A 25540-nucleotide genomic window follows, 5' to 3' on the forward strand; every position below is an offset into this window, starting at 1 on the left:
CTAGCTAATAAAATAGAAGTGATAGAAATAATTATGAGAAGAGTTGTGGTTATGAAGATACGAAATTACAATTGTGTTTCAAATGATAAATATGAACAAAAAATTGCTTCTGCTCTTAAAGAGGTTGATGGGCAATTAAAAGAAAAGTCCTTGGAAGAGCATATCGTCGATCTTGGGAATTGTATTGGAAAGGAAATTCTACTATTCCCCTTTAATCATATGACAGAGATTTCAGCCTATGGTGGAAATGTAGTTTGGGATGGGGAGTTTTTAGGTAAAAATGGAGATACAATTTATAATGATTTGGAGGAATTATTAAAGAACTTAAAGTTTAATTGGGAGGATGACACCCTTTTGTCTACGATAAATTCTGCTAGGTTACTTCAAAGAAACGGAATCAAAGTCCTTTATTCTGTAAGTGGGCCAATGACTATTTTAAATGGGATTATTGATATTACAAGGGTGTTCAAAGGTTTTAGGAGAGATAGAAAAAAAGTATTTGAAATTTTTAAAATTATCATGACTGATTTGGAACAGTACATCAGTCTATTAAATGAAAATTGGATTAGATGGATTAGTTTTTCCGATTCTATTTTTTCTGTGGATATTCTTGGACCAAAGGTTTTTTCGCAGATTATGACTGAGATAATTCACCCTTTCTTAAGAAAAATTACAAGAAAGTTTACAAATATTCAAATTGTACTATGTCCAAAGATTTCTCTAGGGTTAATGGACTGTGGTCTTGCGAGCTTAGAAGAAGTCTTTGTTGAAAGTGGATTAAATTATTTACAAGTCTGTGAAAGCTTGAGAGATAAGGCAAATATCCTTGGGAAGGTCTGTCCAAAGGATGAAACTTTTTGTACTGACAACTGCAAGGTGTTACATAATATTATTTTGGTGGAGGAGAAATGACAAAAGAAGAATTAATAAAAAAACTTTCAGATGATGTATTTTACATGGAAGATGAAGAGGTTGAAAAAACTGCTCAAAGGTACTTAGATGAGGGATATCCTGCCATTGATGGAATAATGGAAGGGTTAATTGACGGAATGAATAGAGCTGGAAAGCTATATGAAGAAGAGGAATACTTTATTACGGATATTCTTCTTTGCTCCGATGCTTTAAATGCGGGTTTGGATGTTTTAAAGCCCCATGTAAAAGATGATCAAAAGGTTGAAAGAATCAAAGGGGTCATTGGAGTTGTGGAAGGGGACACTCATGATATTGGAAAGAACCTGGTAAAGATCATGCTAGAAGCTGGTGGGTTTGAAATGATTGACCTTGGTAAAGATGTTAAGCTTGAGAGGTTCGTTGAAGTTGCACAAAAAGAAAATGCCAAGTTTATCTGTATGTCCACTTTGATGACCACAACTATGGATGGAATGAAGAAGGTTATCGATATGTTAGTGGACAAGGGAATACGAGATGAGTTCAAGGTAATGGTAGGTGGAGGTGCTGTTAGCAGTCAATTTGCAAAGGAGATCGGCGCTGATGGCTATTCGGAAAATGCTGTTGAAGCTGTGGAACTTGCAAAAAGGCTTTTGGCAAAGTAATGTCTAAAATAATAGTTGAAAACAGGACCTTTTACTACGAAGAAGGGGAAAATCTTCTTTCTATTTTAAGAAAAAACAGAGTAATAGTAGATGGACCTTGTAATGGAAAGGGAAAATGTGGAAAATGTCTTGTTAAGATAAAAAGTGTCAAATCTCCCTCAGAATTAGATAAGAAGTTTATATCTGAAACTCTTTTAGAAAAGGGATTTAGACTTGCCTGTGGTTACTATCCTAAGGAGGATTTGTCTTTAGAAATTCCAAGGGAAAGTTCAATTTTTTTAAAGGAGGATTTGTTTGAGTATTCAAAGGTCTTAAACTCTTTAAGGATTGAAAAGATTGAAATTTCAAGGAATAAAATTAGAGGTTTTTCATCTGTTGAAAATTATTTAATGAGTTTTTTTAAGGTAAAAGAAATATCTTTAAATGCCTTGAACTCACTTAATCAACAATGCAATGACTATTATGGAATCGTCTATGAAGATGTGTTAGTGAGTTTAAGAAGTACCCCTGTGAAAAACCTGTTTGGGATAGCTGTGGACATTGGAAGTACGACTTTATGCATATCCTCGGTGGATTTAAAGAGGGGCAAGGAGCTTTGTAGATTAACAGAAATAAATAAATTGACCACCTATGGGGCGGATGTCTTTACAAGAATTGAGGAAGTAATTAAAAATCCTTCAAGTCTTCAGACAATGAACAATATTTTGATAAAACAGATTGAAAAAATGGGCCTTTCTCTTATAGAGAGTGAAGGTTTATTAAAGGATGAACTGGTTGAAGTGGTGGTGGTTGGTAACACTACAATGCTTTCGATTTTTCGGGGTTTAGACATAAGCTACTTAGGAAAATCTCCATATATCCCCATAAGTGTAGAAGGTAAAAGATACAATCCTTTGGAACTGGGTTTTAATGACTTAAAGCCTTTTAATATCCAGGTTTTTCCCTGTGTTTCGGCGTTTGTTGGCGGTGATGTGCTGTCTGGAGGGATATATAAGAACTTCTTTAACTCTGAAAAGATTGAAATTCTTATAGACATGGGAACAAATGGGGAGATTTTACTTAATAACAAGGGAAAGTTTTATGCAACTTCCTGCGCTCTGGGACCTTGCTTAGAGGGGATGAATATAAGTTGTGGAATGAGAGCAGGAGAAGGAAGCATTGATAGGGTAAAGATAGAAGACGGAAAAGTTAAACACCGCTGCATTGGTAGTTTAAATCCTATGGGGATCTGCGGATCTGGAATAATTTCTGTAGTAAGTGAACTTGTTAAAGAGAAGATTGTTAATTCTAAAGGTGCTTTTACAAGGGATGAAGCTATTATTAATTTATACAAGTCCTATTTGGATAGGGATAACAAAAGGTTTTTTCTCGATGAGAACAAGGAAATCTACATCAGTCAAAAAGATATTAGACAGGTTCAATTGGCAAAGGGGGCTTTACTGTCGGGGCTAAAAGTCTTACTAGATGAGTCAAAGCTGTCCTTCTATGATGTTGAAAAGATCTATATTGCTGGTCAATTTGGTTCATATGTGGATAGAGAGGATATCCTTGGAATAGGCATTTTACCAAAGTTTATGGTGGATAGAATTGAATATATTGGAAATTCTTCTTTAAAGGGTGGGATTGTAAGCCTTTTAAACCCAAGAAAACTAAAAGAAGTACAGGAGATTACAGATAAAATTACGTACATCAATTTATCATCTAGGGAAAATTATGATAGATTGTTTGCAAAATCATTGATATTTGATATAGGGGAGGATTAAATGGAAAAAAATAGACTTGGTGTATCAGGGGAGATTGGGGAGACGGCTATGAAGCTCTATAATTTTACTTCCTATGAATATTGTCACAATCCTAAATTTATGAAGGATATAGTTCTAAGGACCTATGAAGAGTTTGGCTTGGACGATGTGGGAGTAGGATTGGGGTTACAGGGGTTGGCGGAGGCATTTGGATCCAAGGTGGAGTACCCAGAGGACTCCCTAAAATATGTAATCGAGCCCAAGGTTAAGGTGGTTGAAGATATTAAAAGTTTAAAAATTCCAAACCCTTTAAAGGACGCAAGGCTACCATTGGTACTAGAAGGGGGCGAGATGCTAATTGATGAATTTAAAGGACAAAAGGAAATAGGCCTGGATATTGCAGGACCGATGTCCGTTGCTGTAAACTTATGTGGAGCGGATAACCTCTTTAGATGGCTTCGAAAACATCCGGCTTCTGTTCATGAAATGTTAGAAATCATCACAGAAGCTAATAACCTCTACATTGATGAGATGGTAAAAATTGGTCTAAACGTAGAATTTTCAGACCCTATGGCATCTACTACGGTCTTGAGTAAAAAACAGTCTGAAGAATTTGCTCTACCTTACCTAAGTAAAAACCTAGACCATTATAATAAAATTAGTTCAAAAAAGGCATCTCTACATATATGTGGAAAGACATCACAAATATGGGACTCTATTAGAAAACTTAATATTAAAGCATTTAGCGTGGACAATGTAGAAGATTTAGCCCAGTTGAAAGAAGAGATGGGAGATGTTCATCATATCGTTGGAAATGTTCCGCCGGTGGAAGTGATAAAAAATGGTACTAAGGAGGATATTACAAAATCCATAGCGACTTGTATCTTAAAAGGATATGATTCAAAAATGGGATATACCATTGGTGCAGGATGTCAAATTCCTGTAGGGACCTCAGCGGAAAATCTACACGCCTATTTCGATACGGCCAAAGAGCTTGGAAAACTACCTATCGATGTAGAAAGACTTGAAGAAATTGTAAATAGATAATAGAATTAGAGATAATGAAATTTATTTTGAACTAAGCTATATTCAATAGGGAAATGAAATACGGGAGAAATATTTTTATGGAAATATTAACAGAGACAATACAACGGTCATTGACTGGCTATCTTTTAGTTTTACCTATGTTAATTTCATATTTTTTATTCTTAAAAAATTTGAATAAGAATCAGACTAAATCCCATATAATCCTATCATTTATTTTTTGTTATTATTTAATTGGAATATTAACAATGACAGGAATAGGAAAAAATTTAGGTTTTTTGCCGCGATTCGACGAGTTATCTCTTAGCGACTTAACTAATGTTTCTATTGAGAAAATATTAAATGTTATTTTGTTTGTACCGCTTGGATTATTTGTTCCTCTTTTATATAAAAATTATAATAAAATTCAAAAATCATTTTAACATCTTTTTATATTTCGTTTTCTATTGAATTTTATCAAATGTTTGGAAGGGGAATAACTTCTATAAATGATTTGATAGCAAATATACTGGGATCGTGCGTTGGATATACAATTTACAAATTGATTATTAAGTTTATCGCTCATGGTAATAGAAAAAGATTTCTATCTATAAAAGTTAATGAAGGTTTGGAGATTTTGTTTTATTGGACAATTTGTTTTATAATTATGATTTCGATTCAACCAGAAGTAATTTCTTTTTTATTCAATTTAGGTTAAAGTTAAGGTATTTCGATACGGCCAAAGAGTTTGGAAAACTACCTATCGATGTAGAAAGACTTGAAGAAATTGTAAATAGATAATGTAATGGGACAGGGGGAATTACCTTTGTCCCAAGTTTATTTTTACATAAAAAGAGGTATAAAATTACTAGGTGGTGATTTTATGGATTATGTTGAAAAAGCCCCACAGGCCGAAGATTATTTAAAGCTTAGGAAGGAAGCTAATATGGGCGGAAATAAAACAATTACTCAAGTTGAGAAGGCTTTAAAGGGCTCTTTATATATAATTTGTGTCTATGAAGACAGTGAGCTTATAGGCTTAGGTAGAGTTGTAGGCGATGGAGGGATCACCTTTGCCATAACGGATATAATGGTAAGTGAAAAGTATCAAAAAAAGGGCATTGGAAACGAGATAATGAACCATATTGATAGATGGTTTGAAGAGAATACCGCTGGAGAAAAGTTTATTATGATACATGCTAACCCACCTGCGGATAGACTCTATTTAAAACATGGATATGATTATATCTATCCTGAAAGGGTGGGAATGCTTAAAAAGTAGTTTTTAAGGTTTGGTGGTTTTATGAAGGGATATAAGAAAATTACCATAGTATTTGTTGTTTTATTTGTGGTTTTCTTGGCGTTTAGTCTACTGAGAAAAGAGAACGACAATAAAAATATTGCAGTGGAAAAAGGAGAGAATGACTTTATGAATATTGAAAATAAAAATGAGATATACTTTGCTGGAGGATGCTTCTGGGGTGTGGAAGGATACTTCAAAAAAATCCCTGGTGTACTTGATACAACCGTAGGCTATGCCAATGGAAAGACTGAAGAAACATCCTATAGACAGATTAAAGATACGGATCATAGTGAAACCGTTAAAATCATATACGATGAAGATAGGGTTTCACTACAGGACCTTTTAGAACATTATTTTAGAATCATAGATCCAACTTCTATAAATAAACAGGGTAATGACAGGGGAAGACAGTATAGAACTGGAATTTACTATCAGGATAGAAATAATAAACTTATCATAGATGAGATTATCAAACAAAAACAGGAGGACTACTCTGAGAAGATTGCCGTAGAAGTAGAACCTTTAAATAACTTTATACCAGGAGAAGAGTACCATCAGGACTATCTTGAGAAAAATCCTGGAGGATATTGTCATCTTAATCTGGCCCTGGCAGATGAACCCTTAGAGAAGAAGGAGTCTAATTACAAAAAGCCTGATAATAGCACTTTAAAGGAAAAGTTATCCGACATCCAATATAAAGTTACCCAGGAAAGAGGAACTGAAAGGGCCTTTACTTCTGAATATGACGATTTTTATGAAAAGGGAATATACGTTGACGTTGTAACAGGAGAGCCTCTGTTTTCATCATCAGATAAGTATGATGCTGGATGTGGTTGGCCTTCATTTACAAAGCCTATAGATTCAAATATTAATTATAGTGCAGACAATTCCTTTAACATGAGGCGTGTTGAAGTTAAAAGTAAAGGGGGAGATTCCCACTTAGGCCATGTATTCTATGACGGACCGGCGGACAAAGGCGGCGCAAGATACTGTATAAATGGAGCTTCTTTAAAGTTTATTCCCCTAGAAAAAATGGAAGAAGAAGGCTATGGGGACTATATAGACAAAGTAAAATAGTATAAGAATATCCAGCAGTCAAATCTTGGCTGCTGGATTATTATATATAGTGGCTGGAAATACTCATCCACTTAACTATTATCTAATATTAGCCTTTTTTCTTTTTTCTTCAGTTCTCTCTTCCCAAAGTCTATCGGCGGTCTTGTTCCAGTCCTTAGCATAAGGAATACATTTTTCCTCAAGATGCTCTGCAGACTCTGGAGAAATCAAATCCGTTGAATTTGCCTTGGAATCTTCTACTAACTTCGTAAGCCTTCCAGGGTTTTCTAACATTGGACAAGGTTTGAGCATATTGTCATTAAAGGGTTGATTATTGTGAAAGCCCATGAATAGTGGACTTTGTAACCCCTCTAAAATTGTCTTTTCCCTTATATTGGAATCGGAAAAATGAATGAATACACATGGTTCCATGTCTCCAAGGGAGTTAATGTGAAAGTAGTTTCTTCCGCCTGCAATACATCCGTCGATAAACTCTCCGTCATTTTGAAAGTCTATGGTAAAGATATTCATTGGCGAAGAGCCAGATCTTATCTCTCTAACTTTTTCAAACACATATTTTCTTTGTTCAGGATTTGGTAAAAGACTAGGGTCTGCATCATTTCCTACTGGCATGTAGTGGAAATACCACGCAAGCTTACACCCATGGTCGATTAGGTTATACATAAACTCATTTGAAGTTACCTGTTTATAATTTTGTGAAGTGTAACAAATTGAAACTCCATATAGAAGCTTGTGCTTTTTCATTAGCTCCATTGCTTGGATAACTTTTTTATATACGCCGTCACCTCTTCTAAAGTCGGTCGATTCCTCAGTACCTTCAATGCTTAATGCAAAGGAGATGTTTCCAGTTTTAGCAACTTCTTCACAGAATTTGTCGTCTATCAATGTACCATTTGTAAAAATATGAAAGGCAGATTCATTAAACTCATTTGCCAATTTGATTATGTCGTCTTTTCTAACGAGAGGTTCCCCTCCAGTCATGATAAAGAAATAGGTTCCAAGTTCGTTTCCCTGTCTAACGATGCTAGCCATTTCATCATAAGTAAGATTGTTTTTATGACCGTATTCAGCCGCCCAACACCCTTTACACTTTAGATTGCAGGCAGAAGTTGGGTCAAATAGTATTGCCCAAGGGATATTACAGTCGTATTTCTTTTGTAGTTCATTTCTTAGTGCATTGCCCTTGTACACTGCATTGTAGCCAAAAGTCATCACAAATCGCTTTATAATGTTCTCGTCAACTTCCTTTACTATATCCTCACCAAAGGATACCCATTTTGAATCGGGATTTGAAAATTCTTCTCTAATTCTAGTAATTGCATGTTTTGCACTATTCTCCTTTGAAGAATTAGGCATTAAATACTGGTCGATGACATCGATAACATCCTTCATACCCTCAGCAGGGTCTTTTTTAATACGTTTAAATGCAAGGTCTACAGCCACAGAAAATGCGGCTTTAGTTGCCTTATCTTTAAGTTTATTTTCCATATTAGGCCTCCTCCAATAACGATTTAAAAATTTTACAACCATTAAAATCAAAAGACATTCAGTTTTAACTTTTAGCATCCATTAAAGAACTAAGTCCTTTTAAATGCTACAATCGAATACCTATTATAGGTGAATGTCTTAGTTAAACAAAATTAAATAACACACAACCTTTTAAATGGGGTTGATAATATATATTATTGTCCTTAAAGATGATAAGATAATAATTCGATTCATGGAAATTTCCCATCTACATTAAGTATACCCAACTAGAAGAAGTCATTCAAGTTTTACAACTAGACAAATGCTCATTTTTAGCCAATGAAAAGGATTGTTTAATTAGATGCTTTAACTTTAGTATAAGAAGAAAAAAATTAATAGTAGAGGAGTATATATTAAAATAAAATAAAAACCCATTTGATTTAAATAAATAATCTTAGAGTAATAAAACGTTTAAAACCCCTTGATTTCAATATTGATAAAAAGAATATAAAAATATTTCAAAAAAAGTTTGCAATGTTTTAAAAGGTTTGCTATACTGTAAACAGAAATGATAATCAATATCAAAGAGGTTATCATTTTAATTAACACCTTGCCATTTTTTAAAAATGGATTTTAATACATACTAAAATTCATATACGTCGATCTAACTTACCCCCTATAAGTTATCTTCAACTAAGAGATGGCAGGGTGACTTTAAGGAGGAAATGATGAAAAAGAAAACTAATTTATTGTTGGCCCTAGCCCTAGTTGGCGTTGTGGCATTGACAGGTTGTAAGAAAGGCGGAGTTAACGATCAAACGGATGCTCCAGAAAAGAACCCAACGGCAAATGGTCAGGTGCATGACCATGACCACGACCATGATCATGATCACGACCATGACCATGACCACGATCACGACCATGATCATGGTCAAGAAAGTGAAGGTAAAGAATTGTCCCTATCTGACTGGAATGGAGAGTGGACTAGCATAACTACATTTGCGGAGGACGAAAAAATTCAAGAGGCCTATAAGGAAGTTGCTAAAAGGGACAATATAAGTCCAGAAAAGGCAAAGGAAGATTTTATTTCCAAGATGAAGGTAGATTTTGGAGCTATTAAAGTTGAAGATGAAACTGTAACTTTTTATGATAAACCTCAGGGCAAAGAGATTGATAAGACAAATTATACTTATGTAGGGAAACATCCTATGGAACATGGCGGAAAGACTTTTTATTGGTATGAGTTTAAATCCGAAGGAAAATACCCTAATCTATTATTGATGCCATTACATGGCGAAGAACATATGCCTCATTTTCATTTGAGAACTGGTTTTGACACAGAAACTATGCTAAAGAAAGAGGACTGGTATCCTACTTTTGTAAGTCCTACGGTTACAATCGACCAAGTTTATGAGGAAGTTGCTGAATAATTTTGTTAAAAGGCCCTTGATGATTCAGGGGCTTTTTTTAAGCAATCAAGCACTTAAAATCTTATGTCTATATCCATTTAAATTCACCAAAAACTTTTTAATAACACTATATTATGTTTTAGGATAATAAATCTATAAACATACGAGCATAGGACATTTAAGATCTTTAAGTGCTTGCTATCTGCTTATAAGAAAGAAAGGAGATTTTATGAAAAAAGTTTTATCTATCATTTTGATTCTAATCTACCTCCTTACTTTTACGGGATGTGAAAAACAGACTAAGGCAAAGGAAAAGCCTATAGTTTATACATCCTTTTACCCTGTTTACAGTCTTGCAAAAGATGTTTTTAAAGACACTGTGGACTTGAGAATTTTTATGCCTATAAGTCAAGACCCCCATCTGTGGGAGCCCTCACCAAAGAAGATGAGGGAGTTGGAAGAGGCGGACTTACTAATAATAAATGGTGCAAATCTAGAAAGGTGGACCGATAAGATACCGGAACTATTTCCAAACTTGGAAATTTTGAATTTGGCATCTGGTATAAACCTAATCACCTATAAAGGAGCGGCGGCTTTGGGAGATTTTCAATACCTAGGGGAAGGAAAACTCACTGACGAGGTCTATAGGATGGAATTTGGTCATACCCATGAAAAACATTTAAGGATTGCATTCGTTCTGGTCGAAGAAAAGCTTGATGAAAATAAAACCATAGATATTGGAAGAAAAATCATGGAACAAGAGGGGCAGGAGGTCCCTCAAAGGGAGTTGATTGAAGTAGAAAGCTCCAAGGTCTACAAGCTTGAAATGGGGCATGAGCAGGGAGAGATTTTCTTCAAAGTTCCTAAAAGTGGTAAATGGCTGATCTATACCGATAGAATTTCATCTGAAGCCCTTTCCTATAAATTTATGGATTCTAAAGAAGAACCTCTAAACCTAAGGACTTTAAGGGATGTTTCTACGACTTCCGAAGACAAAGTAACCTACGATCCTCATACATGGATGAGTGTTAGAAATGCTAAAAGGTTTGTAAAGGATATGGAATATGTAGGAAGTAGGAAATTTCCTGAATTTGAAAAGGAGTACAGAGACAACTCTTCTAAGGTTCTACAGGAATTGACAGCTCTTGACTATAAATACAGGGATTTGTTTTCAAAGGTGGACAGGAAGGAATTTATAGTAAGTCACTATGCCTTTGCCTATTTAGCAAAGGACTTTAAATTGATACAATATCCTCTACAAAATCTAACCAGCATGGAGGCGCCGAGTATAAAAAAGATAAGAAAGGTCATAGAGGACTCTAAAGACAAGGGTATAAATACGATTTTCTATGAGTATGGAATGCCTAAAAATGGTGCAGACATTATTGCAGAAGAGATAGGGGCTGATATAAAGGGACTTATTTCCATGGAATATGTTAATAGGGATATGGGAAAAGTCGGAAGTGATTATATTGATTATTTAAAATATAATTTAGAAACTCTATATCGTTCAATGAGGTGATAATATGAAAGCGATAGACATAAAAAATTTAGACTTTAGCTATGGAAGTCATCCAGTATTAAATAATTTAAACTTTTCTGTGGATGCAGGAAAGGTGGCGGTAATTACTGGTGAAAATGGGAGCGGCAAATCCACTTTAATAAAGATTATGATTGGAGAGAATGAACCTACAAAGGGAACTGTGAAAATCTTCGACTCTCCTATTGATAAAAAAACATTGAATAAAATAGGCTATGTGCCTCAAACCCAAGGAGAAAATTTTATAACCTTTCCTTTGACTTCAAAGGAACTGGTTGTATTACAGGCCTATGATGACTTTGGACCAATAAAACTTCCCACTAGAGACCTCTATAAAAAGGCGGAGAAAAAACTTGTGGAACTTGGACTTAAGGATTATATAAATTGTCCTGTAACAGAACTTTCTGGAGGACTTCGCCAAAGGGTTATGATAGCCAGGGCCATGATGAATGAACCGGAAATACTGATATTTGATGAGCCTACGGCTGGAGTAGACGAGGATTCAAAAAACTATTTGGCAGAACTTCTCAAAAAGTTAAATAGGGATTTTAAAGTAACGGTAATCCTTGTAACCCATGAACTGGAATGGATCAGGGACAAAATTAAAGAATATAGCAACTATCGCCTTTTGAAAGGAGAAATAGTAAATGCTTGAATTTAGATTTATGCAAAGGGCCTTGGCGGTTTCATTAATGATCTCCATAATGATTCCGCTAATTGGAATTGTCTTGGTGAACCGTAAGACTTCTATGATCGGAGATGCCCTCTCCCATGTCTCTCTTTCTGGAGTAGCTGCAGGGCTTATACTAAATATCAATCCCTTGATCGGCGGTGTAGTAGCATGTGTGGTAGGAGCCTTTGGGATAGAGGGGATACGAAAGAAATTTCCCCACTATGGTGACATGGCAACGGGAATAATAACTGCCCTAGGCCTTGGAATAGCGGCAATGCTTTCAGATTTTGCACCGGGAGGAAATAGTTTTGAAGCCTATCTATTTGGAAGTATCGTCTCTGTGTCAAAGATGGATTTAATTTTAATATCCATTACATTTTTACTAGTAGCATCTCTATCCTTGGTGTTTTATGGAGGCCTTTTAAATATCTGTATAAATCCCAATTTGGCAAGGCTTGCAGGAGTGAATACAAAACTTATCAATGGGATTTTTACCTTTTTAGCCTCCCTAACGGTGGCCTTATCGGCAAAGGTGATTGGAGCCCTTATGGTAACTTCTCTCATCGTCCTTCCAGTTGCTAACGCCCTTTTGATAAGTAGAAGTTACAAACAAACCTATATTTTTACTCTACTATTTGGGATGTTTTACACTTTAAGTGGAGTGGTACTCTCCTATTATTTTGATGTAAAACCAGGCGGATCGATCGTTGTACTTGCTGGACTAGGGCTTATTATAACCTTTGTAATCACTAAAGTAAAAAACAAGTTAAGGAGAAATTCAAAGCAAATATTAAAGAGGCAGTTAAGCAGTTAATTATAAACTCTTTAACAACTTGGACCTATTAAGATCGTAATTCTCTTTTTTTGGGTATCTATATGGTAATCTATATCAATTAGATTGGACAAAGGAAACTCATACACTTTGAAAAATAGGGGGAGAATTATGGGAAGGAAAATAAGGATATTAGGTGTTTTTCTGGTCCTGGTGCTGATTATGACATCTTGTGCAAAAGGTGATAGTGGGACAAATAATAAACCAACTGATGAAAAATCAACCATTGCCAGTGAAAACAAGGACAATAAAGAAGAAAAGAAGATAGATCTATCGGGACTGAGTGATGAAGAAGCGGCTCAAAAGTTGGTCCAGTTATTAGTGGATGGAAAGGCAGAAGAGTACTTTAATACAACTCAAAGTATGGAAACTATGGATTATCAAAGGATTGTAGTGGGAGAGTCACAGAAACTTTTTGAAAAGCTAAGTCGTGAAGAAAAAGACGCTTATTTGGAAACTCAAAGTAAGGTTTCAGAAATGGCAAATCAAAGAAATGCCGACTTTGTAGGTCAAGAATATGATGTGGCTGAGGAATATGTGGAATTTACGGAAACTGGATATAATATTGAAAAGTATTACACAGGATATGGTGGATTTGTAGAGAATAAAAGTCAAGAAAAAGCTATTTATGCACTTCAAATAGATATAAACTTATTGGACAAGGATAATAATGTAGTTGCTTCAAGCATGGATACTATTACGTATCTTAAGCAGGGAGAGACAAGACCTTTTGTTGGAACTGTGAATAATCCGGAGGATAAAAGTATAGAAGTGAAATCTGTAGAATTCAAAGTTTCAAAGGGCACTACTGCAAAGGCCTTTACTGAAGAATATCTAGAACAAGAGGATTTTGAAATAAAGGATTTGAAGCAAGCTCAAAAAATAGAGATGTCAGATATAGTTGGAACTGTTGTAAATAAAACGGAAAAAACTTCGGATTTTCTAGAAGTTATTGTACTAATAAGAAAAGACGGAAAGATTGCGGGCGGTAGCAAAACGGGTTTGGCGAAAATGCCTCCAAAGGGTGAACTCACCTTCCAAACCTCGGTATCTCACAACTTTCCTCTGGAAGATATAGAAGTATATATATATGAAGCTAGTCCCAAAATTGAAGATATGAAAATTTAGTAAATATTAAAAACTCCAAGTAGGTGATTTTCTATTTGGAGTTTTTATGTGGTTTATAAGAAAGGTTTATTGAAGTAATTGACAAGGTGTACCAGGAAATATAAAATAAACTTGTGAAGTAGGATTATAAAACTTTAAATGTTTAAATAATTAATGAAGAGTGAGTCATAAGTTTTTCTTAAAATAAAAGGAGTTGATAATATGACCTTGTCATTACCAGAAAAGTTTGAAGAACTTTCCCAAGCAAGGCAGGAAGGTTTTATTAAGGTTAAGGAGCTGAAGGAGTCAGGCGAGGGAATAGTTGGAGTTTTTGTGCATACACTCCAGCGGAAATTTTAAATGCGGCAGGGCTTGTAGCAGTTGGACTTTGCGGAACAAGTCAAGAGACTATACCAGAAGCGGAGAATACTTTACCTAAGAACCTTTGTCCACTGATTAAGTCATCCTATGGCTTTGCAGTTTCACAAAAATGCCCTTATACATATTTTTCTGACCTAATCATCGGAGAAACCACTTGTGATGGGAAAAAGAAGATGTACGAATTACTAAGGGACTTGGGAAAAGACGTTTATATAATGCATCTTCCCCAAGGTAATAAAAGACATTATGCTGTAGATATATGGAAGGAAGAGCTTAAACTTCTAATAGAATATCTAGAGAAGAAATTCGATATAGAAATTACCGAAGAAAAGATTCGAGATGCGGTTAGAAAGACCAATAGACTACGTATAGCTAAACAGAAGATGTTTAATTTACAAAAGATGGATCCTCCTCCAATGCATGGACTAGATATGATAGCTGCTACAGAAGGTGAGGCATTTAAACTAACCATAGATGATAGGATTAGGGCTATAGAGGAGTTATGTACTTCAATTGAAGAAAATTATAGAGAAAATGGTACCGAAATTAAAAAAGATGCAAAGAGGATAATGCTTACAGGTTGTCCTATGGGTGGAGTAATGGACAAGGTGTGTAAGACCATTGAAGATAATGAGGGTGTAATAGTTGTCTACGATACCTGTGCTGGTACTAGAACTAGTGAAGACTTGGTAGATGAAAATGCAGAGGATATTTTACGTGCAATAGCTGAGAGATATTTAAAAATTGGTTGTTCTGTAATGACGGATAATACAGAAAGGGTTTCGAATATTCAAAGACTTATTAAAGAATATAAGGTTGATGGAGTAGTGGAAGTGATTTTACAGGCTTGCCATACCTTCAACGTGGAAGCTACAAAAATAGAAAGGGAAGTTAGAGAATCCAACATTCCATATATTAAGCTGGAAGTGGACTATTCTGAGATGGATAGAGGACCAATAGAAACTAGAATTGAAGCCTTTTTGGAAATGATAGACAAATAGATTTGTAATTGAATTGAGTACTGTAAAGGGTACTCAATTTTTTGTTTTTTTTGAAACTTTATATATGTTAAAACCAGTCAAATTGGGAATAGTTAAATCCATGTTAAGTTTTATTTTTAACAATGGAAATCATAAAATCTGGGTATTTATATGGTAATACCTATCAATTAGGTATAGATTGACAATTCCTATAAAAATTTGGAGGACATTATGAAAAAACTTATTAAGATTTTGTCCCTTTCTTTGGCACTTATTATGGTTTTAGCTGCATGTTCCAATGATGGGGGAGAAAAAACTACAGAAGATACTACAAATAAAACGACGGAAAGTTCAGAAGAACAAGTAACAGAAAATACAGAAGCGACAGAAGAGGAGAAGGTTTTTAAAGAAGGAAAAGACCTGCTCTCTATGAGCCCAGAAGAAATTCAAGCACTAGATGATGAAGAGAAAAATTTAGGATTAAAAAGACTAGTGTTAGAAAACAAAATGGATGAATATTTTAAAATATTAACTAGTCTTGGCTATGATCATATAATAAAGCTAGGTGACAATGATAAGTTCATGGAGGATTATTTCACAGAAGAGGAACAGGAAGTAGCAAAAAATAATTTTTATGCTTTCGATGAAAAAAAATCCAAAGAATTTGCAGAGAGTGTAGGAAAGGCTTACGATATAGCAAAAGACAAAATAGAGGTTGGAGAAACAGGCTTCGATATAGGTAAAAAACAAGTAACTTTTGCTGGGTTTATTAAGAACAAGGATTCTAAAACAACTGTCTTTGGACCGGTAGTAAAGGCTACCTTACTAGACAATAAAGGCGAAGTCATATCAAATTTTCAATATAAATTACCTTTTATAAGACCTGGAGATACAAGGCCTTTTGCAGGAAGTATTAAAATTTTAAAGGGCAAAAAGCCAGATAAAGTGGAATTTGAAATAAAAGGTGGAATGGAAGAGGAATACGTTGAAGAATATCTTGGATTTGACGACTTTCAAGTTGAAAATATCAGTAAGATGAAAATGGATGATGGTGTATCAGTGTCTGGTAATTATATCAACAAATCAGAAAGAAATGCCGAAGGAATAGAGATATTTGCTATAGGTAAAAAGGACGGAAAGCCAGTGACAGGAGCTAAACAAAATATTATTGAGCCAGTATATCCAAAAGTTCAACAAACTTTCACGGTTATACTCCCAACAGAAGGCAAAATAGGGGATGTGGAAGTGTATATCTATGAAAATGCACCAAAATTACAGGATGCACAACAATTTTAAAGTGAGAAAAACGAGTGCTTAATTGCACTCGTTTTTACTTGTCTCTTGGTTTTAGGAACATTTACTAAAATGTATTTCGTTTATTTCAGCTTGCTTCTAACTTTAAGTGAAATAGTATCCTTTCCGCCAAGAATAGTTATTTTATTGTTATTACTTTCATCAATTAAATCAGAAACACTTTTTGGTAAGGTGTCTTTTGGAGTTAAAATTATTGGCGCATTATATTTTGCGGACAATACAGATCCGGCCAATGAATCAGCAAAGTTTTCACCACTAGCAATTATTATGTTTTCAGTGTCTAGATTTTTATTCTTCGCCAATGATACTGCTGTTTCATAGCGGTCGTCTCCAAATATACGTTCAACATCTTTATTGGAATTTTTTAATTTTGATTCCAAACTGGTGCTTATAGAGTCCTTTCCTCCAATAATTAATATTTTTGAAGCGTTACTAATTAAATCTTCAGCATTTCTGGAAAGATTTGTTCCATTAGAAAGAAGTATACTCATTTTGTTTTTACCTGCAAAACCTCCAATTGCAAGAGCATCAGGATAGTTTCTGCCATCTGCAATTACTATATCCTGTACATTTGGATTCAAAGCTTGAACTTTTTTAGCTATTAATACAGAGGTGTCATATCTATTATTACCAGCAATTCGCTCTACTTTAAGTCCTAAATCTACTAATTCATTTTCTACGGATTTATTGATTGTATCCTTTCCGCCTATTAGATATACTTTTGTGGATTTCAATCTTTTAATTTCATCTCTTGTTACTGTGTTTAGATTTTTTGAACTTGTAAGTAACAATGGTGCATCTAGTGAAATAGCAAAACTCGTTGAAGTTAAAGCATCTGCAAAGATTTCTCCTGAAGCTAAAACTACTTCTTGTGATGATCCGTAAATTTTTTGTGATATCCTTACTGCAGTTTCGTAACGATCGTGTCCTTTAATTTCCTCAATAATTTTTTTCTCATTATTATCTTCTGTTGGTGAAGGGACACCTGGAACGTATTTGTCAGTATTGTCTGTAGGATCAGTATTGTCAGTAGGATCAGTATTGTCAGTAGGTTCAGTAGAGTCTGTAGGCTCGGTAGCATCTGTAGGTTCGGCTGGATCTACAGGTTCTGTGGATTTTTCTGTTATTATAACAGGGATTTCTATTATTTTTTTACTTCCATCTTTAAATGTAATTTCCACAGTTCCCACATATTCACCAGGTTTATTTGTATCAATTTTAGGATCTGTTATATCTTTTATTGTTGCTCCATCAGGAAGATTTTTTATATTATCAGTTATATTAAGCTTTTCTCCACGTTCAATTTTTTCTTTCAGTATATCACTATCTTTAATTTCATGGATAGGATTAATTTCGATACTTCCATTAAATATTACTTCTTGATTTTTCAAAGATTTTTCATTGTTAAATTTTAAATGTTCTAGGTTTTGTGTATATAGCTTAACGACTTTTAGTTTTCCGTTAGGGTCATTTAAGTCTAAGCTATTTTTGAAAGCATCATCTGATAAATTTAACAATGACTTTGGTAGGTTAACTTCTATTAGATTATTATTACAAAAAGCTTCTTTTCCAATAGATTCAAGTCCTTCAGGAAGAATTACTTCTGTAATATATCTGTGTTTTTCTTTTTGCTTAAAAGCATATTTTCCTATATCTTTAACATTTTCAGGTATTACGATCTTATCGAGTAAATTTGCTTGAAAAGCTCTTTCGTCTATGGTTTCCAATGTCCTAGGTAAATTTAATTCCTTTAGTTGGTTACCACGGAAGGCAGATTGTTTTACCCTAGTTACTCCTTCGTGAATAGTTAGGCTTTCTATGTCATTGTAACTAAAGATACCATTATTAAGTTCGGTAAGTCCTTTAGACAATTTTAGTTCTACAATTTTATTTAAGGAAAAAGCGCCTACTCCTAAATGGGTTATAGAATCCGGTAGCACTAGCGAAGTTAGTTGATTTCCGTTAAATGCAAGTACATCAATAGACTTTAAGGTTTCAGGGAACTCAATACTATTAATGTTGTTATATCTAAAAGCATTTTGAGATATCTTTTCAAGCTTTACAGGAAGTTTAACACTAACTAAACCATAAGGAGAAGCTAGACCTGGAAGACAACCTTCAACTAATTCTACTTTTTCGATTTCAAGCTCAAAAGCGCTTGGACCGATTTCTGTAATTATTGTTCCGTCAGGATTTGTATCAGGTAAGACTAAATTCTTATTATTTTCAAATTTCTTTTTACCACTTTCACTAAATCCAGTAATAATATTTTTATCATAGGTAAAGTCGTCACTAGTGTATTCTTCAACAGCTGGTTCACCTGAAAATACAAACTCCTGATTTAGTAAAGATTTATCGTTGTTAAATTCTAGGTGTTTTTCATTTTCGGTATTTAATCTAACTATTCCGCTTTCATTAAAACCAACATTTCCTTTAAAGCTGTCCTTTTCAATGTTTTCTAAAGTTGAAGGGATGTTAACTTCCTCCAATTTATTGTTTTGAAAGGCTAGTGAATCTATATTTTTCAAACCTTCATTAAGAGTCAACTTAGTTAAAGTTCCAGTTTTAGGATATCTATTACCAGATTTAAAAGCCATTCTACCAATAGACTCTACAGATGAAGGAATCTCCAATTCGGTTAATTCATTTCCAACAAAGGCACTTTGTCCAATGGAAGTAACTCCATCTTCGATAGTAAGTTTCTTTATAGGATTCATTGTGAATAAACCATTAGATATTTCCTTAATATTTGAAGGTATAGTAACTTCAGTTATTTGGTTAACACCAAAAGCAGATATTCCAATATCTGTTAAATTTTCACTTAAATCTATTGAACTCAAATTATTGCTATTTAAGGCAAAGCTTTCAATAGAAGTTACACTTTCAGGAATTTCAATAGATTCTATTCCTTTGTTTCTAAAGGCGCTATTACCAATTATTGTAATTTCTTCACCATTATCATTTTTAGCTGGAAGATTAACATCCTTTAGAGTCTCTAATTTCGTCAATCCACTTTCGGAAAAACCAGTTATTTTTGCACCGTCGAAAATAAAGTCGCTAACTACATAGGTAGAATTGTCTACTTCTTCTTTAGAGTATACAAACTCTTGATTTACTAGAGATTTATCATTATTAAAATCTAAATGACTTTCATTATTTGTATTTAATCTTACAACACCAGAAGATTCGTAGCCGAGATTACCTTTAAAGGAACTGTTATTTATAGAAGTTAAGGACTTAGGAATATCCACCTCTTGAAGAAGTTGGTTTCCAAAGGCGTCCCTATCAATTGTCAAAAGACCTTCATTTAGAGTTAAACTCTTTAGTGTTCCAGATTGAGCTCTTGTACCATCTTTAAAGGCCATTCTGCCAATTTTTTCTACGGAACCAGGAATCTCAAGTTCTGTTAATTTATGAGCTATAAAAGCACTTTGTTCTATTATCTTAACTCCATCTTCAATAGTAAGTTTTTCAATATGATTTGTTGACAGCATACCAGATGGAATAACTTCTAATGAGCCTGGGATAGTTAGTTCCTTGATTTGATTTACACCAAAAGCTGAAATGCCTACTTCTTTTATTGAGCTCGGAAGTTTCAATTCAGTTAGGTTGTTTTTATTAAAAGCTAGCTTTCCAATGGAAGTTACGGATTCAGGAATTTCAATAGATTCTATTCCCTTACCTGTAAAAGAGTCATCTCCAATGGAAGTAATAGTTTCGTCTTGTTGGTTTTTAGCGGGTAAATTTACATCTTTTAAATTTTCAAGCTTTTTAAGACCACTTTCTGAAAAGCCAGTTATAGTAGTTCCGTCAAAAGTAAAATCAGAAGCTAGATAATTATTGGAACTTGTTTTTTCTATTACAAAGGCAAGTTCTAAGGTGTTGGTTCCACCAAAATTAGAAGCCTTATTCATAATAAAGCCTTCCTTTGGAGGGAACGTTTCATCTGTTATCTGATCCATTTCGCCTTTTACAATCACATTGTTTTGATCTGCGAAAGGTGCTATAGGTTCCCAAAGGGTTTTAATATCTGCGTACTCATCAAACTTTCCAGTCTTATCTTCGTTTAATTCTTTCCCATCAAGGCTTCTATATCGTTGATATGAGGACATAAACTGAATGTTCACATTATCTTTAATCCAATTTTCCAATTCCGCAGGGCTTTCAACTTTTACTACTGTAGGATTTGTTGTAGTTATTAAATTGGTTTTTTCATTATTACAAAATGCGGTATAGTCCACATAGAGTTCTTTATTGATATCTTCCAGTTCAATTGTTTGGATTTGTTGTCCCAAATTATTTTTTAATGTAAGTTTTGGAGAGTCCTTTCCTCCAAGTACCTTTAATTTATTTACATTAGTATATCTAAAGGCGGATGGTCCAACCCAGTTTACAGTAGAAGGAATAACCAATTCCCCTGAAAGAATAGAATTGGTAAAGAAAGCGTGGTCGCCAATCTCTTCTAAACCTTCGTTAAACTTCACTTCTCTTAAGCTTTTATTTGCTGAAAAAGTATAAGAGCCCAACTTCTTCATAGTTGAAGGAAGATCGACCTTAGACAGATTATTGTTACTAAAAGCTCCAAATTCTGTATATTCAAGACCTTCCGGAAGGGTAACAGAAGTCAAATTTTTATTGCTAAATGCAGCTTTACCAATCCCTACAACCTTAACTCCATCTATTTCACTTGGGATGGTTAAGTCTGAGTCGTGGCCATTATACTTAGTAATTAAACCTGTATCAGAGTCAATTTCAAATACTTTATCAACTTCCGTAGGTGACTTAGCGATAAAGGTCAGTGAAATAGTATTGGTACCAAGACAATTGTCTGGATTAGCTGTAATATAACCTTCTTTTGGCGGGAAATCTTCTGAAGTGATAGTTTTCATAGTACCAGTTACTTCAAATTCTCCATCTTTTACAAAAGAATCCTTACTATTCCATGAAACCTCAATTGGTTCGATCAAATCTGAATGACCAGTATTGTCATCAATTTTCACATAAGACATTATGAAGTTAATATTTAAATTGTTATCAATCCAAGTATTAACATCTTCATACGTACTAGCATCTATTGGTATTTTAGTTTTAGGACTAATTATTATAACTTTTTCTTTTTTCTCTCTATTACAAAATGCTGTATAATCAACTTTTATATTTTTTCTTTCGCTTTCTAAATTAATGTAATTTAAATGATCAGATAATGCATTTTTTAATACTATAGGGGATGAGTTGGAATCTCCCTTTATGTTTAAAGTGATTAAATTGGATTTTGCAAAAGCTTTAGGACCGATCCACTCAACGGTAGATGGAATAGTTAATTCACCTGCAAGAGCAGGAGTATTATTGAAAGCAAAACTTTCAATTTGTTTAAGTCCTTCATTTAAGTGAACATCTTTTAAATTCTTGCAAATTGCAAAAGCGTAGGATTCGATTTTACGCATTGTAGAAGGCATTGAAATCTCTGTGAAATTATTATTAGTAAGAGAAGCATAGCTTAAATATGTCATACCTTCAGGTAATACTATGCTTGTTAGCTCTTTTCCGCGTAGTGCACCAACGCCTAATCCTAGTACTTGTTTTCCATTTATTTTAGATGGAATTACCAAGTCTGTTTCATTCCCGTTATATCCTGTTATTTCTCCCTTTGATGCATCAAACTCAAATTGAGTAGCATCTGTTGTAATATTTTGATTTACAACAGTTTCGGCTCCTAGAGCTGAAATAGGAGATAGGATAATTGATAAAACGAGTAATAATGATATTAATCGTCTTCTTAATTGTTTCATATAAATCCTCCATTTTTATTTTTTATTGTTAAGCTTAATGTCCTTACAAACCAAGACAAAAATATAACAATACATTGAGTTAAGTGTATCACCACGGGTTAAATAAATCCAATAAGTATACAAAATGAACAATAAAACATTTAAAGAATTTCCTTTGTGTATATATTAATTTTAAATGAATTAGAATATTGAATTCTGTTGTTTAACGGCTTAAAAGTGTTTTTAGAAAGTGATAAATATTAGATTTGTTTCAATTGACAGCAAAAAGTTGAAGATATATTGTATATGTAGAATGTTATACAACTAGGAGGAAGATTTTGAAACCTATAATAATTGACACGGATCCAGGGATAGATGATGCTATAGCCATTGCCATAGCTGCTTTTTCTCGGGAACTGGACATAAAACTTATTACTACTGTAAACGGAAATGTAACTATAGATAAGGTTACGAAGAATGTATTACGACTATTAGCCTTTTTAAAAAAGGATATTCCTGTAGCTTCTGGGGCAAAGAGGCCTTTACTATCAGACTATATAAATGCTAGTGATGTTCATGGTGAATCGGGAATGGACGGGTTTGAATTTCCTGAAGAAAATACGGATTTATTGCTCAAAGAAACAGCTGTAAATGCAATGTATAAGACCATTATGAAGTCAAATGAAAAAATAACCCTTGTTCCAATAGGACCTCTTACCAATATTGCTATTCTCTTTAGAACTTATCCCGAAGTCATGGAAAAAATTGAAGAAATTGTTTTAATGGGTGGAGCAGTAGGAAGGGGCAATGCGGGAATATATTCTGAGTTTAATATAAAATGTGACCCGGAGGCTGCAAGAATAGTATTTGAATCTGGCCTTACAACCACAATGTGTACTTTAGATGTGGGTCTAAAAGTGCCTATTTACAAAGAAGAAATTGAAAGAATAAGAGAGCTAAACGATGTGGGTAAAATGTTTTATGGACTATTTAATCGATATAGAAGTGGAAGTTTTGAGGAAGGGTTAAGGATGTTTGACAGCTGTGCCATCGCCTATCTATTAAAACCGGATATCTTTATCATGAAAGATGCCTGTGTAAAGGTTGAGACCAAGGGGGAATTTACCTATGGTGCTACCTGCATCGACTTTAATGGTTTTTTTAAAGAAAAGCCTAATGCAAATGTTACCTACGACATTGATGTTTCAAAGTTTAAAGAATGGTTCTTCAATTCAATCGACAGTTGCAATTTTTAAAAAGATAAGAGGCTACCATGTAGGCGGCCTCTTCATGTTGATTTTTATTTTTTATAGACCATTTTTCCGTCTATAAACACATATTTTATTTCAGTTTCTAGAGCTAGAGGGTTTCCGTTGGTTAAAACAAGGTCTGCATCTTTCCCGGTTTCTATGGAGCCAACCCTATCGGAAATTCCTAAATGTTTTGCAGGGTTGATTGTTATTGCCTTTAAAGCTTCATATTCATCCATGCCAGACTTTACTGCAAGGCCAGCGCAAAGTGGAAGATATTCCTGTGGTATTACAGGAGCGTCGGTGATGATGGAAATATCACAACCAGCCTTTGAAAGTACGCCAGGAGTTTCAAAGGAAACATGTTGCATTTCAAATTTAACGGGATGGCTTAAAGATGGACCGACTGCAAGGGGCACATTTTCACTGGCCAACTCCTCTGCAATCAGATGTCCTTCTGTAACATGTTCCAAAGTAATGTTTAGGTCAAACTCTTTTGCAATTCTCAAAGCTGTAAAGATATCATTAGCCTGGTGGGCGTGTGCTTTTAATGGTATTTCTTTTTTTATCACTGGAATTAAGGCTTCGCATTTTGAATCATACTTAGGTTTCTTAGAACTGTCATCCTTTGCTAGTTCCAGTTTTTCCATGTATTCCACAGTCTTATTTAGCATATCTCGAAAGTTCGCCGCTGTGGACATCCTAGTACTAATGCCCTTTTCTCGATAGACCCTTTTAGGGTTTTCTCCAAAGGCACATTTCATTGCTACAGGATCCTTTAGAACCATTTTATCGATTCTCTTACCATAGGTTTTTACAGCAACAAATGTTCCGCCAATTATATTAGCAGACCCGGGACCTGTTCCAACACAGGTAACTCCGCCTTCTAGTGCCTTTCTAAAGGAAGGATCCATTGGGTTAAGACCGTCTAAACCTCTAAGTTCTGGAGTTAAGTATTTGTTGAGTTCGTTATAATCCTGACCTTCATATCCTATTCCCGAACCGTCTAATCCCAGGTGACTGTGGGCGTCGATAAAACCAGGGTACAAAGAGAATCCTTCGCCATCTATAACTTCACCGTCAAAGTCATCTTTATATTCGCCGGAAATGATTTCATGTATTTTAGAATCATTTAAGATTATAGAACCGTCAAAACCATCTTTTTTATCATCACTCATGGAGTGAATGCGTACATTTTTGATAAGTATCATACTATCGTCCTTTCTACTAATAATATTGTAATTTTAAGATTTTGATATACCTTGTTTTCTTGGATAAAACAAAATATCGTTAGCTACAGTTTATTACATTAAATTGAGAAATTCAAGATGGAAGGGTGATTGTTAAAATGAAGTGCAAATTTGTTGACACTTAAAATAACTGATGATATCTTGATTAAGAAAGATATGTTTCAAATCGTTGATTTAACTAGGAAAATGTTTAAATATATTACAAAATGAAAAGGAGAACAATATGGATTTAAGTAAGATGATAGACCACACTATATTAAAAGCGGACGCAAAAGCCGAAGATGTAATAAGATATTGCAATGAAGCTAAGGAACATGGCTTTATGTCTGTTTGTGTAAATAGTGGTAATGTTGAAAAAGTAAGTAAAGAACTTAAAAATTCTGATGTTAAGGTTTGCTGTGTAGTAGGTTTTCCACTGGGGGCAATGGCGACTGAAGTGAAAGCTTTTGAAACTTCCTATTGTGTGAAAAATGGAGCGGATGAGATTGATATGGTCATCAACATTGGAGCTTTGAAGGACAAGGATTATAACTTTGTTCAAGAGGACATAAAAGAAGTGGTAAAGGCTGCAAATGGTAAGGTTGTAAAAGTTATTATTGAAACCTGTCTGCTGACTGAAGAAGAAAAAGTAAAGGCATGTGAACTTGCTATGGCTGCAAAGGCACAATTTGTTAAGACTTCCACAGGTTTTTCAACAGGTGGTGCCACAGTTGAGGATGTAAAACTTATGAAATCTGTTGTTAAAGACAGATTACAGGTAAAAGCTTCTGGAGGAGTTAGAACAAGAGAAGATGCTTTAAAGATGATAGATGCAGGTGCGGATAGAATCGGTGCAAGTAATGGAATAAATATAGTTAAATAGGAGATTAAA

Annotated in this window: 22 protein-coding genes; 19 read left to right on the forward strand and 3 right to left on the reverse strand. The window is 34.4% G+C overall.

Annotated elements, in window-relative coordinates; translation table 11 throughout:
• Nucleotides 1–51: 51 nt before the first annotated feature.
• The 9 genes from Q1K37_RS01505 (at nt 52) to msrB (ending at nt 6698) form a co-directional block, all read left to right on the forward strand.
• A complete protein-coding gene (locus tag Q1K37_RS01505; protein ID WP_300408680.1) occupies nt 52–912 on the forward strand; it encodes a hypothetical protein in 861 nt (286 codons plus the stop codon).
• Complete coding sequence (locus tag Q1K37_RS01510) at nt 909–1553, forward strand: corrinoid protein (protein WP_300408682.1); 645 nt, start codon at nt 909–911, stop codon at nt 1551–1553. The genes Q1K37_RS01505 and Q1K37_RS01510 overlap by 4 nt, the downstream gene beginning before the upstream one ends.
• Nucleotides 1553–3316: an ASKHA domain-containing protein gene (locus Q1K37_RS01515; protein ID WP_300408684.1), complete on the forward strand. Its 1764-nt coding sequence runs from the start codon at nt 1553–1555 to the stop codon at nt 3314–3316. The genes Q1K37_RS01510 and Q1K37_RS01515 overlap by 1 nt, the downstream gene beginning before the upstream one ends.
• Nucleotides 3317–4342 (forward strand): uroporphyrinogen decarboxylase family protein, encoded by a 1026-nt coding sequence (locus Q1K37_RS01520; RefSeq protein ID WP_300408686.1) that lies wholly within the window; start codon nt 3317–3319, stop codon nt 4340–4342.
• 77 nt (nt 4343–4419) lie between these two features.
• Nucleotides 4420–4761, forward strand: coding sequence for a hypothetical protein (locus Q1K37_RS01525; RefSeq protein WP_300408688.1), 342 nt, complete (start codon nt 4420–4422; stop codon nt 4759–4761).
• 38 nt (nt 4762–4799) lie between these two features.
• Complete coding sequence (locus tag Q1K37_RS08310) at nt 4800–5036, forward strand: hypothetical protein (protein WP_366524074.1); 237 nt, start codon at nt 4800–4802, stop codon at nt 5034–5036.
• Complete coding sequence (locus Q1K37_RS01530; protein ID WP_300408690.1) at nt 4964–5119, forward strand: hypothetical protein; 156 nt, start codon at nt 4964–4966, stop codon at nt 5117–5119. Before Q1K37_RS08310 ends, Q1K37_RS01530 begins: the two co-directional genes overlap by 73 nt.
• An 82-nt stretch (nt 5120–5201) precedes the next feature.
• Complete coding sequence (locus tag Q1K37_RS01535; RefSeq protein WP_300408692.1) at nt 5202–5600, forward strand: GNAT family N-acetyltransferase; 399 nt, start codon at nt 5202–5204, stop codon at nt 5598–5600.
• A 147-nt stretch (nt 5601–5747) separates the two neighbouring features.
• Nucleotides 5748–6698, forward strand: a complete 951-nt coding sequence (msrB, locus tag Q1K37_RS01540) for a peptide-methionine (R)-S-oxide reductase MsrB (RefSeq protein ID WP_300408924.1) — start codon at nt 5748–5750, stop codon at nt 6696–6698.
• 78 nt (nt 6699–6776) lie between these two features.
• Here the strand turns inward: msrB and Q1K37_RS01545 are convergent, their stop codons facing one another.
• Entirely contained in the window at nt 6777–8186 is a 1410-nt protein-coding gene (locus Q1K37_RS01545) for a radical SAM protein (RefSeq protein ID WP_300408694.1), read from the reverse strand.
• Nucleotides 8187–8893: 707 nt separating this feature from the next.
• Between Q1K37_RS01545 and Q1K37_RS01550 the strand changes: the two genes are divergently transcribed.
• From Q1K37_RS01550 to Q1K37_RS01585, 8 genes are all read left to right on the forward strand, one after another.
• The gene (locus Q1K37_RS01550; RefSeq protein ID WP_300408696.1) at nt 8894–9595 is read left to right on the forward strand and encodes a ZinT/AdcA family metal-binding protein; all 702 of its coding nucleotides are present in this window, start codon (nt 8894–8896) and stop codon (nt 9593–9595) included.
• Between the two features lie 208 nt (nt 9596–9803).
• Entirely contained in the window at nt 9804–11096 is a 1293-nt protein-coding gene (locus Q1K37_RS01555; protein WP_300408698.1) for a metal ABC transporter substrate-binding protein, read from the forward strand.
• Nucleotides 11097–11100: 4 nt separating this feature from the next.
• Nucleotides 11101–11769 carry a metal ABC transporter ATP-binding protein gene (locus Q1K37_RS01560; RefSeq protein ID WP_300408700.1) on the forward strand — a complete coding sequence of 223 codons (669 nt, stop codon included), beginning with the start codon at nt 11101–11103 and terminating at the stop codon, nt 11767–11769.
• Entirely contained in the window at nt 11762–12601 is an 840-nt protein-coding gene (locus Q1K37_RS01565) for a metal ABC transporter permease (RefSeq protein WP_300408702.1), read from the forward strand. The genes Q1K37_RS01560 and Q1K37_RS01565 overlap by 8 nt, the downstream gene beginning before the upstream one ends.
• Before the next feature lie 129 nt (nt 12602–12730).
• A complete protein-coding gene (locus tag Q1K37_RS01570; protein WP_300408705.1) occupies nt 12731–13747 on the forward strand; it encodes an FxLYD domain-containing protein in 1017 nt (338 codons plus the stop codon).
• Between the two features lie 201 nt (nt 13748–13948).
• Nucleotides 13949–14086, forward strand: a complete 138-nt coding sequence (locus Q1K37_RS01575; protein ID WP_300408707.1) for a hypothetical protein — start codon at nt 13949–13951, stop codon at nt 14084–14086.
• A complete protein-coding gene (locus Q1K37_RS01580) occupies nt 14080–15108 on the forward strand; it encodes a double-cubane-cluster-containing anaerobic reductase (protein ID WP_300408926.1) in 1029 nt (342 codons plus the stop codon). The genes Q1K37_RS01575 and Q1K37_RS01580 overlap by 7 nt, the downstream gene beginning before the upstream one ends.
• Nucleotides 15109–15318: 210 nt before the next feature.
• Nucleotides 15319–16383: a hypothetical protein gene (locus Q1K37_RS01585; RefSeq protein ID WP_300408709.1), complete on the forward strand. Its 1065-nt coding sequence runs from the start codon at nt 15319–15321 to the stop codon at nt 16381–16383.
• Between the two features lie 80 nt (nt 16384–16463).
• On the opposite strand, the gene Q1K37_RS01590 is transcribed toward Q1K37_RS01585, so the two are convergent.
• Nucleotides 16464–22190, reverse strand: coding sequence for a leucine-rich repeat protein (locus Q1K37_RS01590; protein WP_300408711.1), 5727 nt, complete (start codon nt 22188–22190; stop codon nt 16464–16466).
• A gap of 317 nt (nt 22191–22507) precedes the next feature.
• Here Q1K37_RS01590 and rihC point away from each other — a divergent pair, with 317 nt between their 5' ends.
• Complete coding sequence (rihC, locus tag Q1K37_RS01595) at nt 22508–23425, forward strand: ribonucleoside hydrolase RihC (RefSeq protein WP_300408713.1); 918 nt, start codon at nt 22508–22510, stop codon at nt 23423–23425.
• A 44-nt stretch (nt 23426–23469) separates the two neighbouring features.
• Here rihC and Q1K37_RS01600 read toward each other — a convergent pair whose 3' ends face one another.
• Complete coding sequence (locus Q1K37_RS01600) at nt 23470–24630, reverse strand: amidohydrolase (RefSeq protein WP_300408715.1); 1161 nt, start codon at nt 24628–24630, stop codon at nt 23470–23472.
• Between the two features lie 262 nt (nt 24631–24892).
• Here Q1K37_RS01600 and deoC point away from each other — a divergent pair, with 262 nt between their 5' ends.
• Complete coding sequence (gene deoC / locus Q1K37_RS01605) at nt 24893–25531, forward strand: deoxyribose-phosphate aldolase (RefSeq protein WP_300408717.1); 639 nt, start codon at nt 24893–24895, stop codon at nt 25529–25531.
• Nucleotides 25532–25540 lie beyond the last annotated feature (9 nt).

Source organism: Lagierella sp. (assembly GCF_029983815.1).
GTDB lineage: Bacteria > Bacillota > Clostridia > Tissierellales > Peptoniphilaceae > Mediannikoviicoccus.

Coding starts and splice junctions, on each gene's coding strand:
- Q1K37_RS01505 (WP_300408680.1), top strand. CDS start 52: ATGAAGATACGAAATTACAATTGTGTTTCAAATGATAAATATGAACAA.
- Q1K37_RS01510 (WP_300408682.1), top strand. CDS start 909: ATGACAAAAGAAGAATTAATAAAAAAACTTTCAGATGATGTATTTTAC.
- Q1K37_RS01515 (WP_300408684.1), top strand. CDS start 1,553: ATGTCTAAAATAATAGTTGAAAACAGGACCTTTTACTACGAAGAAGGG.
- Q1K37_RS01520 (WP_300408686.1), top strand. CDS start 3,317: ATGGAAAAAAATAGACTTGGTGTATCAGGGGAGATTGGGGAGACGGCT.
- Q1K37_RS01525 (WP_300408688.1), top strand. CDS start 4,420: ATGGAAATATTAACAGAGACAATACAACGGTCATTGACTGGCTATCTT.
- Q1K37_RS08310 (WP_366524074.1), top strand. CDS start 4,800: ATGTTTGGAAGGGGAATAACTTCTATAAATGATTTGATAGCAAATATA.
- Q1K37_RS01535 (WP_300408692.1), top strand. CDS start 5,202: ATGGATTATGTTGAAAAAGCCCCACAGGCCGAAGATTATTTAAAGCTT.
- msrB (WP_300408924.1), top strand. CDS start 5,748: ATGAATATTGAAAATAAAAATGAGATATACTTTGCTGGAGGATGCTTC.
- Q1K37_RS01545 (WP_300408694.1), bottom strand. CDS start 8,186: ATGGAAAATAAACTTAAAGATAAGGCAACTAAAGCCGCATTTTCTGTG.
- Q1K37_RS01550 (WP_300408696.1), top strand. CDS start 8,894: ATGAAAAAGAAAACTAATTTATTGTTGGCCCTAGCCCTAGTTGGCGTT.
- Q1K37_RS01555 (WP_300408698.1), top strand. CDS start 9,804: ATGAAAAAAGTTTTATCTATCATTTTGATTCTAATCTACCTCCTTACT.
- Q1K37_RS01560 (WP_300408700.1), top strand. CDS start 11,101: ATGAAAGCGATAGACATAAAAAATTTAGACTTTAGCTATGGAAGTCAT.
- Q1K37_RS01565 (WP_300408702.1), top strand. CDS start 11,762: ATGCTTGAATTTAGATTTATGCAAAGGGCCTTGGCGGTTTCATTAATG.
- Q1K37_RS01570 (WP_300408705.1), top strand. CDS start 12,731: ATGGGAAGGAAAATAAGGATATTAGGTGTTTTTCTGGTCCTGGTGCTG.
- Q1K37_RS01575 (WP_300408707.1), top strand. CDS start 13,949: ATGACCTTGTCATTACCAGAAAAGTTTGAAGAACTTTCCCAAGCAAGG.
- Q1K37_RS01585 (WP_300408709.1), top strand. CDS start 15,319: ATGAAAAAACTTATTAAGATTTTGTCCCTTTCTTTGGCACTTATTATG.
- Q1K37_RS01590 (WP_300408711.1), bottom strand. CDS start 22,190: ATGAAACAATTAAGAAGACGATTAATATCATTATTACTCGTTTTATCA.
- Q1K37_RS01600 (WP_300408715.1), bottom strand. CDS start 24,630: ATGATACTTATCAAAAATGTACGCATTCACTCCATGAGTGATGATAAA.
- deoC (WP_300408717.1), top strand. CDS start 24,893: ATGGATTTAAGTAAGATGATAGACCACACTATATTAAAAGCGGACGCA.